The organism is Bacillus cereus group sp. N11, assembly GCF_016483605.1.
GTDB classification, from domain to species: domain Bacteria; phylum Bacillota; class Bacilli; order Bacillales; family Bacillaceae_G; genus Bacillus_A; species Bacillus_A toyonensis.
This window is the reverse complement of sequence record NZ_JAEHBN010000001.1, coordinates 136,405-154,307: the sequence shown is the minus strand read 5'-3', so window position 1 is coordinate 154,307 and position 17,903 is coordinate 136,405. Positions and strand designations below refer to the sequence as shown.

Genomic DNA, 17,903 nt, shown 5'->3' with positions numbered 1-17,903 from the left:
GATATAGTTTCTATCAACCTCGAACTCTTTTTTAAGTTTTTTCTCCAATCGTTACAAACTGAAAAGATACTTCTCCTTCCAAACCTTTAATTAGCTTTTTTACTTTGACATTTTCATTAACCATTGTATTATCTGTCGACATTTTAGGTCTTTCGTCACCTAGAGATTTCTTTAATTGAAGAAGATGTATTTTCGTTTCATTTGCTTTTATTTCCTTATATACGCTATTTTTTGCTACGATCACATACGATTGCGTTGGATATTTACGATTGTTACCTATCCAAGCGTCACTATCGTATGTTACAGGAATCTCTTTTCCTTCTATTTTAATACTTTTCATAGTCTTTTCGTCTTCACTTGTAAACAGTAACGATCCCTCTTTTGGGAATTTCGGTAACGTATCTATAATATAATCGGAGTCATTATCTCGTTTACGAAAAACTTTTTCTTTAATCAATGCTTGTGCTGTAGATTCATTTATAATTAATACATGTCCATTTCCAACTTCACTTTTTTTCACAGAAAACACTTCATTTTCTTTCGTAATTTCCTGATAACGATTAATAATTGGTAAAATATTATTATCATCTCCAATAATTAATACACCGTTTGCAGGAAATGCGTTGTCCTTTTTAGAGCATGCACTAAAGCTTATTAAAATTATTATATTTAACATAAAAATAGTTAAAATTCTTTTCATCACAGTTCCTTTCATAATTCATATCATTTTTTACATGCTTTTCTGTAATTTTATTAGTTAATATCCTCTATTGCTCCATAGTCTTATAAAGCTTTTGTAGGTAACGCCAACGAGTGATAAAGAAATATAAAACTTGTATACATATAAATGAAATTAAAATAACGATTGAGCTATTTAAAATAGAAAAACTGACTAATTGTTGCAGTGCCGTATACGCAACTACAGTATGAATCACCGCAACAACAATCGGTAAGAAGAACATTAATACTAACTGTCTCGTTACAACTTTTTTTAACTCTCGTTTACTTAATCCCATTTTCGAAATCATTTTATATTGTTGTTGATCACGGTCCAAATCAGTATATAATCGGAAATAAATAAAACTAGCAGCAAATGTAAAGAAAACGATTCCGACTAAAACACTTGCCATAAGTAATAAACCATTCTTTTGCTTTGCCTCCAACAAGTTTAATGTTAAAGCTTCAAAGTAGAAATCTCTGTCCCTAAGATCTTTATCGAGTATACTCTTTAATTGATTTGAAATCTCTTTCGTTTTTATCCAATCATCTACAACAAATCCATAAGTACGATGTTGAATATTTTCATCTTTTGGATTACTCGTCAGAGGAATTTCATCATACACATGATCTTGAACAGCAATATAAATACTACTAGAATCATGTGGTAAAACTAAATCCCCCACAGTTTTTTTCACACGAAATGTCTTTGTCCAATCACCTTGAATAACTTCAATATTTTTTTTATAGTCACCATTTTTAAATTCTTGTTTTTGTGACACCCTCCCAGGAATTAGTAAAATTTCATCTTCTTTTTCAATTGTTTCTTGTTGGTACCCTAGTGCTCTCGTAAGTTCGTTATATTCACTTAATTTCAATACATTTACGTTACTTTCTGTAAATTTACTTGAAGATGAAGCCATTCGGTACGGAATATTTGCATCAGAGAGATGTTTTTTTATAATAGAGAGATGTTTATCTACTAATTTGTTGTTTTCAGAGCTTTCATACAGAAATGTATATGGGTTTGTCATCCACACTAAATTCCTATTACCAAGAGCGGCTGTTGTACCTATTGCTGTAAATGCAACTGCTGAAATAATAGATACTATAAAAAACATCGTTGCATTATCTTTCATACGGTAAATCAATTCTGAAAATGTTAATATATTTGTTCTCTTTAAAAAGAAAGATTCTCTCCTTTTAGCAAGATACAATATATACACGCTACACTGTGTATATAAAAAGTACGTTCCAATAATGACTAGAAGTACACCTATTCCGAGCGTAATAAAATTAATACTTGGGATAAAGCGAAATACTGAAATATATCCATAGCCTATACTAATTAAAGAAAGTAGCGATAATAAAATGGAAAATTTCGGTTCAGGCTTTGGCTTTTCCTCCGCTTGAATAAGTTCCACAAGTTCCGTTACTTTTATCATTTTAAAAGTAACAAGCGAAACGATTAAAAATAAGAAAAGAAATGTGATGACTGTTAATAGTACGGCCTTCACTGGTATATAAAAAGGTAAGCCATTACTAATCATTAATACACTTGCACTAATCAATAATACTAGTTTAGAAAATATGAGACCGATGAAAATACCTATACAAATTGACCCAAGTCCAATTAACATATTTTCAATTAATAATAATTTCTTTAGCTGCCTCATTGACATACCTTGCATCATTAAAATGCCAAATTCTTTCTTACGCGTTTTTAAAAATGAACTTACTGAATATAGAATAAAGAAAAATGAAAAAACAAATATCAAGCCTTGCGAAACTGTAAATCCTAATGTACCAAATGCACTTATTGTTGCACTTGTCGATTTCAACTCCCCTTGTAAATCAGGATGAAATAACAAAAGGGCATACGTAAAGAAAATCATAATAGAAAATGTACAACTTAAAAAATGAGCAGCATATGTACGCTTATTACGAAAAATATTATTAAACGCGAACTGACGAAAAGTCATGCCTTTTCCCTCCTAACAAAGAAAGGACATCCATAATCTTTTGATAAAAGGCTTGCCTGCTTTCACCACAATAAATTTCATTATATAATTGACCATCTTTAATAAATATAACTCTGCTGCAAAAGCTCGCTGCATACGGATCATGTGTAACTAACATCATCGTTGCTTTTTCTTCTTTATTAAGAGTATCTAGCATCTCCATTACATCATTTGAAGATTTAGAGTCTAAATTCCCTGTTGGTTCATCTGCAAGTAATAATTGTGGTTTATGAACGATAGCACGAGCGATTGCAGTTCTTTGAGCTTGCCCCCCTGATATTTCAAACGTTCTTTTACTCAATATATCTGCAATATTTAATTTCTCTGCAATATCTTCCACTCGTTTGTTCATTTCTTGTACAGATACACCATCTAGTGTCATCGGCAATACAATGTTTTCTTTCACTGTAAGTGTGCTAAGTAAATTAAATGATTGAAAAACAAATCCTAATTGTTTCCTACGAAATAAAGCTAAACTGTCTGATGATAACTGAAAAGGATTTGTACCATTTATTAATATTTCTCCCGATGTAGGAGAATCAATAGTAGATACCATATTTAATAATGTTGTTTTCCCGCTACCTGATGGTCCCATAATTCCTACAAATTCACCTTCTTGAATTGATAAATCAATATCTACCAATGCTTTAAAAGGTATTTTCCCTTTATATACTTTACTAATACTTTTTGCATGTAAAATTTCCATTTATATTCTCCCTTCATTTCCACTGCTCACTATAAAGTGTAAATGAATTGTCTTATAGCACATATTGATTCATCTTTCATTTATCTTACACGCTTGTAAGATTTCTAAAAAAACTGATAACAAATCTATTTCCAATATATAATCAACGTATATCTATCTTATAATATTTATATAGTGGTATGGAATACAATGCTTCTTACTTCTAGTCGCTGAAACACCTTGTATTCTTTATTAGCAACATGCAATATATTATAAAGAATAACTATACAACTTCAAAACAATGAATAACAACTTATCATATAGTACGAAAAAAAGCTCAGAGTTTTAGCTCTAAGCTTTTTTACTGATTTCATATGCAATATAGCTCCCTTCAAAGAGCTATATTTTTTATCCACTCTGATTTACTCAATACATAATGATTAAATAGTCGATTTTCTATCGTCTGTTGGCTCATATAAATAAATCCGCATTTTTCAATAACTTTATTTGATGGTACATTTTTAATTAAAGCAATTGCGTTGAGGACATTTACATTTGTTTTTTTAAACAAATAGTCAATTAAGCCTTTAGTCGCTTTTGTAGCATAGCCATTATTTTGATATTCACTTGAGATAGCATACATTATCTCTCTGTTTGGTGAAGGGAGTTCTTCTTTAATACCTGTGCAGCACCATCCAATGAATTCATTTGTAGCTTGCTTAAATATTCCTAGCTTTAACATATGATTATCTATGTTATTCGTAGTTTTCACTGCCTCAAGAAATGCTTTATTTGCTGGTATTTCATCATTGATAATCCAATTAACCCTCTGTTCTTTCGTTGATTTCCAGTCTGGCAAAAATTTTTCTATTTCCGGTTGATTCGATATTTTATAAATACTCTCAGCATCTTTCATAGTAAACTCTTGTAGATATATATCTCCACAGTCTATTCTAAATAACTTAGTTGAACTCTCTGCTCCCATGTTAATCCCCCTAAATAATTATAGCGCCTTAATCTGTTTCGTAAGTTCTATAAATCGTTCATCAAGTTCTTTATATTCTTTATCATTAGAAGTTAAAAAGCTTAATTTTCCTAATACTTCTTGTCTCTCTGTTTCTAACGTTAAACGTAACTCTTCAATTTCATCTCTTGTTTTAGGAGGTTCTTCTAGCTGTTTTTGTATCGTATGATTTGAAAACACGAGTTTTGTGTTAGTTGTTTTCTCTAGAAAATATCGATCGTGAGAAACGATAACTAGTGTTCCATTATACTCCGCTAATGTATTTTCAAGCTGTTCACGTGAAGGCAGATCAAGGTGATTTGTCGGTTCATCTAAAATGAGTACGTCTTTTTCATCTAAAATATAAGCCATTAGCTTACATTTCACTCGTTCTCCCATGCTCATATGTTCAATCGGCTCTTTCCATTGAGAAGCTTGGAACCCTAAATGTTTCATTAAATTTTGGACTTTCCCTCTTTCTTCAAATGAATCTTTAAAAAATAAATCTTCTGGCGTTTTATCAAGTGGTAAATCAAATACTTCTTGTGTTAAATAACCGATGTTTGCAGATGGTGAAACCCATACTTCTCCTTCCACAGTTTCCGTTCCCATAATCATCTTTAGTAATGTTGTTTTCCCACTACCGTTTGGTCCAACAATCGCAACCTTCTCACCGTGCTGAATTGTAAAATTAACGTTTTCAAATAATATTTTTCCATGAAAGTCTTTTTTTAATTGTTTTACTTCTAAAAAGCGTTTTCCTACTTTTTTACTCGCTTGAATAGAGAACTCAACTGCGTACTCCTCTTTCACACGTTCTACTTTCGTTTTCTCTAGCTCTTTTTCGAGACGTTTTCGTTTTGACTTAACTTGCGCATCCATTCGCTTCGCTTTTACACGATAAAATTCTTTAACACCTTCTTGTTTTGTAGACTGTGCGTGTGCCTTTTGTGACCATGAACTTAATTCTTTTATATGTGTTTCTACTTGTTCAATCTTTTTTTGCTGCTTTTCATATTCACGTTGTTGCGTCAGTCTTTTTTGCTCACGTGCTTTCATATAACTCGTATAATTACCGCTATGCTCAATTAATTTTTTATCCTCAATTGACCATATTTTTGTTGCGACAACATCTAAAAAATATCGATCATGCGATACAACGATAACTGTAACTTTCATATTTTTTATTTGTTTAATGAGAAATTCCGTACTCATCTCATCTAAATGATTTGTCGGTTCGTCTAATATTAAGACATTAGGATTTTCCGCAAATCCTTTTGCTAAGCGAACTTTCAGCTTTTCACCACCACTTAAAGTATGAAAATCGTTCGTTGGCACGCCCCATTTTGCAAGAAGCTCTGCTTCTTTTGCAATCACATCCTTACTAATAAAAGATTCTATTTCTTGTTCAACATATGCTGTTGTCATATTCATTTGCTGCCACTCAACAATTCCTTTTGATGGCTCAATCTTCCCATTTATTAATTGAAGTAACGTTGATTTACCAGCACCATTTTTACCAATTAATCCGATTACATCCCCTTGTTTTACTACTACATTCATTTTTTCTAACAAAGTATTTTCCTTTATATCAACATACACATCATTTAATTTTAAAAGCTCTTTCATATTACCGATCCCTTTCATAAAGGGAGAACAAAAAAATCCTCCCAAAGTAATTTTGGCAGGATTAGTCATTACATTATTTATACCCAAATAAGCTATTACGCAAATCAAATAGCAATACCGTTGAATGGAATTGGGCAGACTAATCCTATTTTTTACAAATTGAAATTTATTTAATTTCAACATTTAAAAATAAGATTAGTTAATCATCGTCCACCCATCATTCCTTTCCGTCGTTAGTAACCATATTGTACCATAATAGTACTGTATGAGTAAATGTAATTATATGTGCTTTTAAAAAGATTGCTTTCCTTAAGGTCTATTTATCAATTCTAAACTTTATATTGAACAAGCATACACCACATTTGTTGTACTACTTGCATTAGATTCCCCTAGTAATAAAATTCTAAACATCCCCCTCTTATATAATTTTTATATAAATTCATCATAAATCATATATTATACATACTAAATTTCAGTTCTTATAATAAGGGTATCATTTTTAAGGGGGGATTCTACAATGGAATTTAGCAAACTCGGAAACAGTGGGTTTACAGTAAGTAAGATTGCATACGGGAACTGGATAAACCATGGCGGAAAGGTAAATGAAGATACTGCAAATAATTGTGTGAAAACCGCACTAGATGTCGGAATTACAACGTTTGATACTGCTGATGTTTATTCGGACACGATAGCCGAAGAAGTACTAGGCCGGTCTTTAAAAGGCATACGGAGAGAAAGTATAGAACTATGTACAAAAGTATGTCATCCGACCGGACCTGGAAAAAATGATCGTGGATTGTCGCGAAAACATATTATTGAAAATTGTAATGCATCATTAAAACGGTTGCAGACAGACTACATTGATGTCTATTATGCACATAGATTTGATACAACAACTCCCCTTGAAGAAACGATATTAGCTTTTGCTGATCTTGTAAGACAAGGTAAAGTCCTTTACTTAGGCATAAGTGAGTGGACATCAGAACAAATCACCCGCGGTGCAGCACTTGCACGAGAATTAAGCATTCCACTTATCGCTAGCCAACCTCAATATTCGATGTTGTGGCGAGTTATTGAAACTGATGTAATACCAACATGTCAACGTGAGGGACTTGGTCAAGTTGTTTGGTCTCCCCTTGTACAAGGTATTCTCACAGGAAAATATCAACCTGGTAAACCATTGCCGAATCAATCATGTGCTAACTCTGATGCTAGTAAACCATTTTCCCAAAAACTCGTGCAACGCTGGATGAGCGATGATGTACTCAATGCAATTCAGAAACTTAATCCCATCGCGCAAGAAACTAATCTTACCTTACCTCAACTTGCAGTTGCTTGGGTATTACAAAATCCAGCTGTTTCCTCTGCAATTATTGGTGCATCAAATCCAGAGCAAATAAGAGAAAACGTAATTGCTTCTAGCGTTAAATTACAACCTGAGATTATGGATCAAATTGATGGTGTACTAAAAGATTTCATTGAGTATGATCCGAGCAAAACAGGTTAAAACACCTTTTTGTTCTACCTATAAAGAAGCTTTCCTTTTCAAATCTACACTGCCCATCCTATACAGATGGGTTATTATCTTTTACATTCACATTGTGAAGTTGTATAAACCTCTCTAACAACAGTTAAAAAGTTCTCTAACACAACAGACTGTTCATCTAGTCTCCATCCAGCATATAAATTTATTTTTGGGGTATTTTCTTGAATTTCTTTATATATAACTCCCGTTTTTTTATAACTTTCCACTGATGACGGAACGACAGAAATCCCCATTCCTGCTGCAACTAAATTCACAATCGTTTGCATTTGAATCGCTTCTTGAACAATATTTAAACTTACTCCATGTTCCCAAAAGTAACTAATAATTACATCATAAAAGTTTGTACCAAAATGACGTGGAAATAAAATAAATGGTTCATCCACTAATGATTTAATTGGAATGTTACGTAACATAACGAAAGGGTGATCTTCATACAAAACCAATTTTAAATATTCTACAGAACAAACTTCGGAAGTTAAAATTTTATTATTCTGCTTGGAACGAATAAATCCAATATGAATTTATTTTTCATAGAGCGCTTTGATTTGTTGATCAGTTGTCATTTCGCGTAATATGAGTTGAATTTTAGGAAACCGTTCTCGAAATTTTTTTAATACATTTATAACGGTTTCTGTAGAATCGACAAACCCAATTATTAAATGGCCTATCTTCCCTTCATCCGCAAGCTGTGTTTCTTTAATCGTTCTATCTACTTGAAGCAACGTTTGCCGTGCACCTTCTAAAAATATTTTTCCAGCATCGGTAAGTTCAACCATTCTTTTCGTTCGATGAAAAAGTTGAACTCCTAATTCTTCTTCTAATTTACGAATTTCTTGACTTAAAGGCGGTTGTGCCATCATAAGACGTTCTGCTGCACGACTAAAGTTTAATTCTTCTGCCACCGTTATAAAATATCTCATTTTCCGAATATCCATTGCAATCCCCCTAACATTCACAACTAGTAAAAAATCCCTTCTTCAAATAAATTGTAAATAAAAACAGGAGGAAACTATATCAATCCCTTTTCTTTTTTATCATAAATCATTTCATTGTAAATACGAGATGAAAATCATTAAAAATTCTAAATTACAAGTATAACAGTGAATTTTATCCTCAAGAGCATGCTTATGATAAGTTGAATTATGTGTTTTCAGCAATTTTATTACTTGCATATATTATTTCATTTACCATTTTGGTTGAGTAACTAGTTTTGATATTTTATTCACCTAATTATAAAAACAAAGGACGGTTCGTTATTCAATATTTTTTTATTGTTTTTCGATAAAATTTAATTGATTATTTTTCCTTAATAAGCTATTATAAGTTTACAGAAAATATTAAAGTAAGGATTGAATTTATGGAAAAGACATTAAAAATCATAAAATCAAATATGGTTTTAAGAAGTTTTCTCATCCCGATTATAGTAGGGATTATTGTTGGTATACTAACTAAATTGGGCCAAGGTATACTTCCAGGAAATTGGAATTCATTAGCTAACCTAGGAAGTGTTTGGTTAGTTCCATCCTTTTTTGTGGCTAGTCTTAGTTATTCTAAGCGTACAGCTATGCTTTCCGGTATACTTGCGCTGCTAGGTATGGTTTTAGGCTATTATGGTTATGCAATAATTATTAAAAATGTAGCTCACTCTATTTATTTTATATCTGTATGGATTGTATGTGCATGTATAGGAGGAACCATCTTCGGAATTGCAGGTTTTCTATGGAAGGATACTACAAATCCACTTCATAAATTCGGAAGCGCACTTATAAGTGGAGTTTTTGTAACGGATGGACTTCACATTCTTTTAAATTTTGAAGACTATAGTCACATGTTACCTGTTGGATATACCGAAGTCATAGTTGGGATTATCTTGATTCTTGTATTAGAACGCTCTAATGCTAATCGAATTTCTTCTTTCTTAATGATGATTCCTATCACTATTTTAGGATTAATTGGATATAAATTATTAAGTTTGTTTACTTAATTACAATTCATAAAGCTAGCTCTTTCAAAGGAGTAGCTTTTTTCTTACAAAAAATTATCTATCAATTAATTTATTATTAAATCCTTCTAATTTAATAGTCGTATTTATTATCGTTTCATTTAATCGCTATAAAATAAGGCTAAAAAACTTATCTTCAAAATTCTTTAGCCTAAATCACTTATTTACACATTAAAAAATATAATTCGTACAACGGTACCTTTACCAACTTCTGAATGAATTTCTACACGATGCCCTAATTGTTTCGTAATTTCATATACAAGATATAACCCCATTCCAGTTGATTCTTTAAAATCTCTACCATTTTCTCCTGTAAAGAACGGTTTAAATACTCTTGGTAAATCTTGCTTCGGTATCCCGACGCCACTATCGGCTATTTCAAGTACAACAGTATTACCTTCCTTACATGCTTTCACTTTAATCTTTTCTCTACTACCTGATGAGTATTTAATCGCATTCGATATAATTTGTCCTATTAAAAATTGCAACCATTTCGCATCACTTTCTACAGTAATACCTTTATCAATTTCAAGCTCTGGATATACAAAATTCCGGATAAAGAAGCGTTTATGTTCATGCACGGAATCATTTACTACTTTATGTAGTTGGACTCTTTCTACATAAAAATCTTGTGTAAATGCTTCTAAACGCGCGACATATAATGCCATCTCTAATCCCTTTTTCAAGCGATCTGTTTCCTCATTAATACTTTCAAAACGCGAATCCACTTCATCCTGTGTAATTAATTCTATTACAGATAGAGGTGTTTTCATTTGATGAATCCACTGATTCATAAAGGTTAAATGATCATTATTTTTTCTTTCTTGTAATTGCAGTTGATTTTGATAATGACGATATTGTGCATCAAGCAAATCTTGGAGAGCAGTAGATACAACTGCAAAATCAGATTTTTGAACGGATTCATCCAAAGATTGCAATGGATTGGCTAAACGCTCATAAAAAGAACGATGTGTAAAATAACGAAATATTAAGTAGCTTACCATAAAAAAAGCACCTAAAAACATTGCATATAATGCTGTTGTAATATGATTATGTCCATCAAACCAATATACAAGGAATATGGCTAGTAGTTGGAGCACTGTAAAACAAATAAGTGGTATATGGTCACGTATAAACAGCCTTATCATTTTTCCACACCATTTTCCCAAGTAATATGCAACCTATATCCAACACTACGAATTGTTTCAATCGCATCCTCAATATGTAATGTTTTTAACTTTTTACGCACACGTGTTGTATTTACACTTAATGTATTATCATCAACATAAGATTCACTATCCCATAACTTATTAAGCAACACTTCTCTACTCACAACACGTGGATAATTTTTCATTAACATTTCTAATAAAATGGCTTCGTTTCTCGTTATATCAATCTCTTGATTCCGCAACTTCAAAACAAGCCTTTCGGGATATAAACTAAGTCCTTGTTGCTCAACCATTCGTTCTTCTAGTTTCGGTGCATAATCACCGTAAGCACGTCTTAAATGGCTACGAATTTTTGCCATTACAACTTCATAATGAAAAGGCTTCGGAATAAAATCATCGCCACCATTTTCTAACGCCATAACCTGATCCATCGTACCTTCACGGGCCGAGATAAATAAAATTGGACATGTGGAAACTCCACGAATTTGACGACACCAATAGTAACCGTCAAAGCTTGGTAAATTAATATCTAATAAAACTAACTCTGGTTGTTCTTCTAAAAATATGTCTAACACATTTTGAAAATCCGATATTACAATTCCTTGGTAACCGTATTTCGCAACATAAGTTGATAATAGCTCCGCAATTTTCATATCATCTTCAACAATCATAATTTTGACCATTCTTAAACTCCTTTTAATTCACAATCTCAAATATACTTATATAAAATAAATACTACCTCTTTTTATTTCATCCGTAAATTAAAAAAGGATACTTTTAAAAAACAGCATCCTTCTTCTAGTATTCTTATTTAATATTAAATTTACTCCAATTAAAACCTAGCTTTTCCGCATATTCCATTCCTAGTTCCATCCGCGTCGTTTTTAGTGGATCCACAACTTGGCAAACTTTTAAATTACCCACTGCTGATAATAATAGAGTTGCATCTGCTTTAGACATTTCTAATTCCTCATGTAAAAATGTCACCATATTATGTACAGCACGATTCGCTGCATCGTCTAACAATTTCTCTGAAGCAATTGTCATTACTTTTTCTTTTTGGATAGCCATTGGTAGTGGCCATTTCTTTCCTTTTATAATCTGAACTGTTACCGTCACCTCACCAGCAACCTCTACTCCACTAACACCAATTTCACCATCACCCATCGCTGCATGTAAATCGCCTAATGCTAATAGAGCACCAGGAACATTTACAGGTAATAACAATGTTGTCCCTTCTTTTATCTCTTTACAGTCCATATTTCCGCCATGGTCATGCGGTGTTCCACAGGAAATACTCTCCTCTTTCGGCGCAGTACCAATCACACCGATCATTGGATTAATCGGAATTTGCAGTTCATTTGAAAACAAAACATGTTTATTATGTATTGGGAGGATTTTCACTGTATTTTCATTTAGCACTTCACCCATTACACCGAGGTTCGCACCTGTAGTTAAAACACCCTGCTCTGCAATTTTAATCTTTTCAATCGTTACGGCCAATATATCATCCGGTTCTGCACCTGTAATATATACAGGCCCAGTCGCTGGATTAATTCGGTTCCAATCTAATTCTTGGAACACAACATCTTCAGAATCAATTTGGTTTTCAAAGCAATCATATGTTTCAAATACAAGACGGCTCCCAATTTCTACTTCCATACACGGCTTATTTTCTGGTGACATTGCGTAAATAATGTCATCTTTATGAATTCGATACATAATACCTCTCCCCTTTTCTATTTATCTACTATTACTAATTAACTTTTTTTATACAAACTCCTATTAAAATCAAATGTTATTTTTATGTAAAAAAGCACGTAGCTTATTTTATAACATACACTCTTTACTATAACAGAAAGGTGGTATCACTATGCCCCTTATTCCATATAACGAAAGCGATGTTGAATTACTAGCTCGTTTAATTCGTGCTGAAGCTGAAGGAGAAGGTCGACAAGGTGAACAGCTTGTTGGCTGCGTTGTTGTGAATCGTGTATTTTGCGATTGCTTAGATTTCAAACAACTCCGTACCGTTCGTGATGCTGTATATCAAAGCCCCGGTGGATTTGAAGCGGTACGATATGGATATTTTTACCAACGAGCTCGTGAGTCAGAAAAAGAAATTGCAAGAAAGGTTTTACAAGGTGAATGGCGCTGGCCAGCACGATGGGCTCTTTGGTATTTCCGTCCAGTTGGAGCTTGCCCACCTGAATGGTATAATCAGCCGTTTGTAGGGCAATTTAAAAGCCATTGTTTTTATGAGCCAAGTGGTGATGAATGTCCAAAACTGTATACACGGTAGTAAAATTTACAACGCAAGCACTTAGATCTTTGAGTACTTGCGTTGCTTTTAGCTATATATTAGAAATCTAATAATGTGATGATTTTTTTGATGCCTACCACATGTATTAATAACGGTATACGTGGGCCACTTGATTGATTCATAACGAGCCTATATATAATGGTGAATAATTGCTTTTGATTTCCTTTCATTATTTTTTTATTTTCATGATGACAAATCGTATACAGTTGCTCCATTAAATTAGAATATTCTTTATTAGAACGAAGTGTTTTACAAACTTCTTCCACCCAGTTTTTCTGTCTATCTTCTAATGTGTTATAAAACTCCGTATTCTTCTCTTTATTTACCGTAATCAATTTTTCAGATTGAAAATTTCTTATCCAATACTCTGCACGATTACTTATCGCAATCATTTCAGGTAATGCATAACTCCTATCTATTTTCTCTAATATATTTTGTAAAATAGAGGAATCAAAATTTAATAGTGGTAAAGTACTTGCAACTTGATTAAACTTTGGATATTCTTTAAATCGGTTATCAACTCTAGAAAGTTTAATTGCATCAAATAAATCTTCATTTTTTAGTGCTTCATTTTCATAACTATCTTTCAATCGTTCATACTCTGTATAATTTCGGATCACATCTTCATCAAGGCCAATATGAAAAGCTGCGCCTGGCCTATATTTTGCAAACATAAAAAGAATTACTTCTGGTACATACACTTTTAATAAGTCGCTAGGTGTAATGCTATTTCCTGAAGAACTAGACATTTTTTCATGATTACCTTTAAGACCAATGAAATCATAAGCAACGTAATGAGGCGCTTCACGATTGAATATTTCCCTTACAATTTCTTTTGATACATTGTAACTACCTGTTTCCGATGAATGATCTCTTCCGCCTGGTTCAAAAATAACATCCTCTATCATCCATCTCATCGGCCAATCAATTTTCCAATTCAGTTTCATTTTATTTGTATTTACTACCGATAATTCATTTTCATTTCCGCATTCACATGCATACCGTACTGTTTCTAATACTTCATCAAATTGTGTAATCGTTGTTGCATCTTTCCCGCACCCCTCGCAATATAACGTAACTGGATAAAAGTTTTCTCTATCTTCTTCAAAGTGAACTCCTGTTTTAAAACGCATTAAAATATCATATATTTCTTTTCTTTTATGCAAAGCCTCTAATATATTGCCATTATACCTTCCGCTTCTATATTCAGCATGTTGATATATGAATTCCACTTCAATCCCAAATGCTTGAAGCGATTTCTCAAACTCTTTTTCAAAATGCTCTGCATATGAGTTATGACACCCATGCGGATCAGGGATATCACAGTACGGCATACCAATGTATCTTGCAAAAAATGGATCAATATTTTTAGGAACTTTTCTAAACCTGTCATAATCATCCCATGAAAAGATAAAACGAGTCTTTTTCCCTAAATTTTGCAGAGCTCTTACAACAAAATAAGTCGTTACTATTTCACGGAAGTTTCCAATGTGAACAGAACCAGATGAACTAATTCCAGATGCACAAACAAAAGTTTCTTTATTTGGATGTTTTCTAATTAATTCATGTGCTACTTCATACGCCCAATGCATATGTCACTCACCTCAATTATTTTTTGTTTTCACATTTTCAGTTTTATACAACAAAAAAACTCCCACCCCCAAGATTATTCATCTTGAGGACGAGAGTTATTAGCTTCGCGGTACCACCTCAGTTTGTTAATACGTCACCATATTAACCTTTTCAGGTACGGCAAAATATGCTTATACCCTATCTCTATAACGGGAGAACCCGTCGCATCATCCCTAAATAAATTAGTTCCTTGCGCAGCTCCAAGTCTTTTTTCATTAAGATGTATACCGCTCTTTCTCAGCTACCAGAGCTCTCTGTACGTATTCTTTCTTAACTACTCTTCTCTTCCATGCCATTTTAAATATTGATTTTTACATATGATAATTTATTACACGTTTATTGTCAAATTTTTCTGAACGTTAATACATTACATATAATTATCTAAAAAAATGTTTTATCGCTTCTAATTGAATCTTGTGGCTACATTCATCACAACAATATATCCCTTTCGATTTCTCTTTAAACCGCTTATATTGTTCACTACCTTCATATACTCGGAATATATTTTTACAAGAAAAGCAAACAACCTCATAAAACATCATATGCATTTTCCTCTCTGTGTTTATACACTTTTTTAATATGAGAAGGTCTGTTTTCTACATTGCAAATCTTAAGATTCTCTCGCTAAAAGGTTTACCTCTATTTTTATCGAATTATATAAATATCTTATAATGCGAGGTGAACATCTTGTTTAGTAATATAGAATTAGTTTTAGATGCTAAAGCAACTTTAGCTGAAGGACCATGTTGGAATGAAAAAAAGCAACTTTTATATTGGGTTGATATTATGGAGAAAACATTATGCATCTATAATCCTACTAACAATACAAACCGGGTAATTGCCCTTAATCAGCAAATCGGCTGTGTTGTTCCATATGTAGAGGATGTAGTACTTTTAGCAATGGAAAACGGATTTTACTCTCTTAACCTGAAAACAGAAAAACTGACACATATTTATGATCCTGAACCACATTTAGTAGAAAATCGTTTTAATGATGGGAAATGTGATCCAGCTGGTCGCTTCTGGGCGGGTACTACTGATTTAAATGGAATAAATGCTGCAGGTTCCTTATATTGTTTATATAATAATTTGAGCGTTGAGAAAAAAGTTTCATATGTAAATACATCAAATGGAATCGCTTGGTCACCTGATCATACATACCTTTATTTTATTGATACACCTACTAAAAAAGTAGTTCGTTTTCATTATGATATACGTACTGGAGAAATTAGTAATCCAACTGATGTTATCCTTTTTCCTGAAAATGATGGTTTACCTGATGGGATGACAATCGATGAAGAAGGTTGCTTATGGATTGCACATTGGGGTGGTTCGAAGATTACTAGATGGAATCCTTTGACTGGAGAACAAATATTAAGTGTTCCAATTCCTGCCTTATATGTAACGTCGTGTACATTTGGAGGCCCTAATTCAACTGACTTATATGTTACGACAGCCAGAACAAGAATGACGGATGAAGAATTAAAAAAGTACCCACATGCTGGTGGTATCTTTCGAATTCAAACGAATATAAAAGGCTGTCCTACCTATTCATTTTGCAGTGAACATATTGGAGCTAAAACAATATGAATCGTATCGATTACATAAGACAAGAAGAAAAGAAATATCATGACCTTTGTTATGAACAATATAAACTATTTGAGACTGGATCTTGGCTTTACAAACCAGTTAAAACAGTTATGGACATGATGGACTATTTCGAAAGACAAAACAACTTGCAAGTACTTGACCTCGGATCTGGCGTTGGAAGAAATAGTATTCCAATTGCACAAAAGATAAAAAATTGTAGCGGCACTGTTACTTGTGTCGATTTACTTCATTCTGCTTTAACAAAGTTACAAGTTTATAGCAAAGTACATGGAGTATTTGGAGTAATAAAAACGGAACAAATAGCAATTGAAAACTACGATATTCCTCCTAACACTTATGACTATATCGTTGCAGTATCAAGTTTAGAGCATGTTAAATCAGAAGAAGATTTAACAAACGTGCTCCATTCTATGAAAAAAGGGACAAAAAACGGCGGTATTAATTGTTTAATTATTAACTCTAACATACAAGAAATTGATTTAAAAACGAATGAAGAATTAGAAGCTTTAATTGAAATTAATCTCCCAACCGAAGAAATGATACGTCTATTAAAAAGTATTTATAAAGGATGGAAAGAAGTAAAAGTTGAAATAAAAGAATTAGCTTTTGATATAGTTCGAAATGAAAGACGCATTCAATTAAAAACAAATGCTATTACTTTTGTCGTTCAGCAATAATCGTATAAAAAGAGAAAAATATTTCTCTCGGACTCATTTTTATTATACTAAATTTTTATATTTATGAAATAAAACAAAAAAACCATGCTTTGACGTTGTCTATCTAAAGCATGGTTCCTATTCGAGATACTATAAAACTACTCAATTATTAAGAGAATTCATTAACTGGAAGAAATAATCAGGTTCATGAGTCTTATGTAAGTTATACCATGAATGAAGTGTATCCGGCGCAAGTACATCTAATTTTTTCAGTACTTCCATTGCGAACTCCAGAGGGGCTACTCCAGATGCAGTAATGAGATTTTGGTCAGATGCTACAGGTCCCATTTCATACAAATTTTCTCCATTATAATTCGGGCAAACCATTTTCATATACTCTAAACTATTACTTGTATGCTTTCTATCATCTAAGAATTCGTAATTTGCAAGCCCTACAGTTGCACCACAAATTGCAGCAACAATTACGCCCATCTTTAAAGCTTCATCAACTTTTTGCAAAATAGGTTTATGTATATTTTCACTCCAAGTATTTCCTCCAGGTAAAATTAATAGATCGTTACTCTCAAACACACATTCATCTAGGGAAATATCTGGCTTTATATTCAAGCCTCCCATTGAAATAACCGTTTCTTTATTTACTCCTACTGTAATTACTTTTAAAGGCGCTAAACCTTTTTTGAAATATCTTCCTGTATTCAGTTCAGCAATTAAATGTCCGTATTCCCAATCTGACATCGTATGAAATACATATAAATAAGCTTTTCTTGTTTGCATTCAATAACACTCCGTTCAAGTACTTTATTCTCTATTACAGCACAACTATTAATTTCAACAAGTGCTACATTAAGTTTAACATTATATTCTATATTTATGGTTTAAAATTCCAAA

General features: G+C 32.6%; 16 protein-coding genes, 1 pseudogene and 1 other annotated feature. Of the genes and pseudogenes, 5 read left to right on the top strand and 12 right to left on the bottom strand.

Annotated elements, in window-relative coordinates:
• Positions 1 to 31: 31 nt before the first annotated feature.
• The 5 genes from JDS98_RS00760 to abc-f all read right to left on the bottom strand — a co-directional run bounded on the left by JDS98_RS00760 (position 32) and on the right by abc-f (position 6,055).
• Positions 32 to 700: a lipoprotein BA_5634 family protein gene (locus tag JDS98_RS00760; protein ID WP_199633431.1), complete on the bottom strand. Its 669-nt coding sequence runs from the start codon at positions 698 to 700 to the stop codon at positions 32 to 34.
• Positions 701 to 767: 67 nt separating this feature from the next.
• Complete coding sequence (locus JDS98_RS00755) at positions 768 to 2,699, bottom strand: ABC transporter permease (protein WP_097958565.1); 1,932 nt, start codon at positions 2,697 to 2,699, stop codon at positions 768 to 770.
• On the bottom strand, positions 2,674 to 3,444 hold the full coding sequence (locus JDS98_RS00750; RefSeq protein WP_000404264.1) for an ABC transporter ATP-binding protein: 771 nt from the start codon (positions 3,442 to 3,444) through the stop codon (positions 2,674 to 2,676). The genes JDS98_RS00755 and JDS98_RS00750 overlap by 26 nt, the downstream gene beginning before the upstream one ends.
• Before the next feature lie 370 nt (positions 3,445 to 3,814).
• The gene (locus JDS98_RS00745) at positions 3,815 to 4,408 is read right to left on the bottom strand and encodes a GNAT family N-acetyltransferase (RefSeq protein ID WP_000500622.1); all 594 of its coding nucleotides are present in this window, start codon (positions 4,406 to 4,408) and stop codon (positions 3,815 to 3,817) included.
• Between the two features lie 18 nt (positions 4,409 to 4,426).
• Positions 4,427 to 6,055: a ribosomal protection-like ABC-F family protein gene (gene abc-f, locus JDS98_RS00740; RefSeq protein WP_199633430.1), complete on the bottom strand. Its 1,629-nt coding sequence runs from the start codon at positions 6,053 to 6,055 to the stop codon at positions 4,427 to 4,429.
• Positions 6,056 to 6,572: 517 nt separating this feature from the next.
• Between abc-f and JDS98_RS00735 the strand changes: the two genes are divergently transcribed.
• Positions 6,573 to 7,562 (top strand): aldo/keto reductase family protein, encoded by a 990-nt coding sequence (locus tag JDS98_RS00735; protein ID WP_098711598.1) that lies wholly within the window; start codon positions 6,573 to 6,575, stop codon positions 7,560 to 7,562.
• Between the two features lie 74 nt (positions 7,563 to 7,636).
• On the opposite strand, the pseudogene JDS98_RS00730 reads toward JDS98_RS00735, so the two are convergent.
• Positions 7,637 to 8,536 (bottom strand): annotated as a pseudogene (locus JDS98_RS00730) (LysR substrate-binding domain-containing protein).
• Positions 8,537 to 8,958: 422 nt separating this feature from the next.
• Here JDS98_RS00730 and JDS98_RS00725 point away from each other — a divergent pair.
• Positions 8,959 to 9,585: a DUF6518 family protein gene (locus tag JDS98_RS00725; protein ID WP_199633429.1), complete on the top strand. Its 627-nt coding sequence runs from the start codon at positions 8,959 to 8,961 to the stop codon at positions 9,583 to 9,585.
• Between the two features lie 182 nt (positions 9,586 to 9,767).
• On the opposite strand, the gene JDS98_RS00720 is transcribed toward JDS98_RS00725, so the two are convergent.
• From JDS98_RS00720 to JDS98_RS00710, 3 genes are all read right to left on the bottom strand, one after another.
• Positions 9,768 to 10,751, bottom strand: coding sequence for a sensor histidine kinase (locus JDS98_RS00720; RefSeq protein ID WP_000620174.1), 984 nt, complete (start codon positions 10,749 to 10,751; stop codon positions 9,768 to 9,770).
• Positions 10,748 to 11,455, bottom strand: a complete 708-nt coding sequence (locus JDS98_RS00715; protein WP_000239006.1) for a response regulator transcription factor — start codon at positions 11,453 to 11,455, stop codon at positions 10,748 to 10,750. Before JDS98_RS00715 ends, JDS98_RS00720 begins: the two co-directional genes overlap by 4 nt.
• Positions 11,456 to 11,579: 124 nt before the next feature.
• Complete coding sequence (locus JDS98_RS00710; protein ID WP_098911679.1) at positions 11,580 to 12,494, bottom strand: acetamidase/formamidase family protein; 915 nt, start codon at positions 12,492 to 12,494, stop codon at positions 11,580 to 11,582.
• A 151-nt stretch (positions 12,495 to 12,645) separates the two neighbouring features.
• On the opposite strand from JDS98_RS00710, the gene JDS98_RS00705 reads away from it, so the two are divergent.
• Entirely contained in the window at positions 12,646 to 13,074 is a 429-nt protein-coding gene (locus JDS98_RS00705; protein WP_098711596.1) for a cell wall hydrolase, read from the top strand.
• Positions 13,075 to 13,133: 59 nt separating this feature from the next.
• On the opposite strand, the gene lysS is transcribed toward JDS98_RS00705, so the two are convergent.
• Both lysS and JDS98_RS00695 read right to left on the bottom strand, forming a co-directional pair.
• Positions 13,134 to 14,687 carry a lysine--tRNA ligase gene (gene lysS, locus JDS98_RS00700; protein ID WP_199633428.1) on the bottom strand — a complete coding sequence of 518 codons (1,554 nt, stop codon included), beginning with the start codon at positions 14,685 to 14,687 and terminating at the stop codon, positions 13,134 to 13,136.
• An 82-nt stretch (positions 14,688 to 14,769) separates the two neighbouring features.
• Positions 14,770 to 15,026, bottom strand: a binding site (T-box leader).
• 78 nt (positions 15,027 to 15,104) lie between these two features.
• On the bottom strand, positions 15,105 to 15,275 hold the full coding sequence (locus JDS98_RS00695) for a DUF2197 domain-containing protein (protein WP_044810524.1): 171 nt from the start codon (positions 15,273 to 15,275) through the stop codon (positions 15,105 to 15,107).
• A 139-nt stretch (positions 15,276 to 15,414) separates the two neighbouring features.
• On the opposite strand from JDS98_RS00695, the gene JDS98_RS00690 reads away from it, so the two are divergent.
• Entirely contained in the window at positions 15,415 to 16,317 is a 903-nt protein-coding gene (locus JDS98_RS00690; RefSeq protein ID WP_199633427.1) for an SMP-30/gluconolactonase/LRE family protein, read from the top strand.
• On the top strand, positions 16,314 to 17,015 hold the full coding sequence (locus tag JDS98_RS00685) for a class I SAM-dependent methyltransferase (protein WP_097958556.1): 702 nt from the start codon (positions 16,314 to 16,316) through the stop codon (positions 17,013 to 17,015). The genes JDS98_RS00690 and JDS98_RS00685 overlap by 4 nt, the downstream gene beginning before the upstream one ends.
• A gap of 141 nt (positions 17,016 to 17,156) precedes the next feature.
• Here the strand turns inward: JDS98_RS00685 and JDS98_RS00680 are convergent, their stop codons facing one another.
• Complete coding sequence (locus tag JDS98_RS00680) at positions 17,157 to 17,789, bottom strand: type 1 glutamine amidotransferase family protein (RefSeq protein ID WP_098711592.1); 633 nt, start codon at positions 17,787 to 17,789, stop codon at positions 17,157 to 17,159.
• Between the last annotated feature and the right edge of the window lie 114 nt (positions 17,790 to 17,903).

Bases quoted from the DNA above. Each gene is read 5' to 3' on its own strand.
- JDS98_RS00760 (WP_199633431.1), bottom strand. From the start codon at position 700: ATGAAAAGAATTTTAACTATTTTTATGTTAAATATAATAATTTTAATA.
- JDS98_RS00755 (WP_097958565.1), bottom strand. From the start codon at position 2,699: ATGACTTTTCGTCAGTTCGCGTTTAATAATATTTTTCGTAATAAGCGT.
- JDS98_RS00750 (WP_000404264.1), bottom strand. From the start codon at position 3,444: ATGGAAATTTTACATGCAAAAAGTATTAGTAAAGTATATAAAGGGAAA.
- JDS98_RS00745 (WP_000500622.1), bottom strand. From the start codon at position 4,408: ATGGGAGCAGAGAGTTCAACTAAGTTATTTAGAATAGACTGTGGAGAT.
- abc-f (WP_199633430.1), bottom strand. From the start codon at position 6,055: ATGAAAGAGCTTTTAAAATTAAATGATGTGTATGTTGATATAAAGGAA.
- JDS98_RS00735 (WP_098711598.1), top strand. From the start codon at position 6,573: ATGGAATTTAGCAAACTCGGAAACAGTGGGTTTACAGTAAGTAAGATT.
- JDS98_RS00725 (WP_199633429.1), top strand. From the start codon at position 8,959: ATGGAAAAGACATTAAAAATCATAAAATCAAATATGGTTTTAAGAAGT.
- JDS98_RS00720 (WP_000620174.1), bottom strand. From the start codon at position 10,751: ATGATAAGGCTGTTTATACGTGACCATATACCACTTATTTGTTTTACA.
- JDS98_RS00715 (WP_000239006.1), bottom strand. From the start codon at position 11,455: ATGGTCAAAATTATGATTGTTGAAGATGATATGAAAATTGCGGAGCTA.
- JDS98_RS00710 (WP_098911679.1), bottom strand. From the start codon at position 12,494: ATGTATCGAATTCATAAAGATGACATTATTTACGCAATGTCACCAGAA.
- JDS98_RS00705 (WP_098711596.1), top strand. From the start codon at position 12,646: ATGCCCCTTATTCCATATAACGAAAGCGATGTTGAATTACTAGCTCGT.
- lysS (WP_199633428.1), bottom strand. From the start codon at position 14,687: ATGCATTGGGCGTATGAAGTAGCACATGAATTAATTAGAAAACATCCA.
- JDS98_RS00695 (WP_044810524.1), bottom strand. From the start codon at position 15,275: ATGCATATGATGTTTTATGAGGTTGTTTGCTTTTCTTGTAAAAATATA.
- JDS98_RS00685 (WP_097958556.1), top strand. From the start codon at position 16,314: ATGAATCGTATCGATTACATAAGACAAGAAGAAAAGAAATATCATGAC.
- JDS98_RS00680 (WP_098711592.1), bottom strand. From the start codon at position 17,789: ATGCAAACAAGAAAAGCTTATTTATATGTATTTCATACGATGTCAGAT.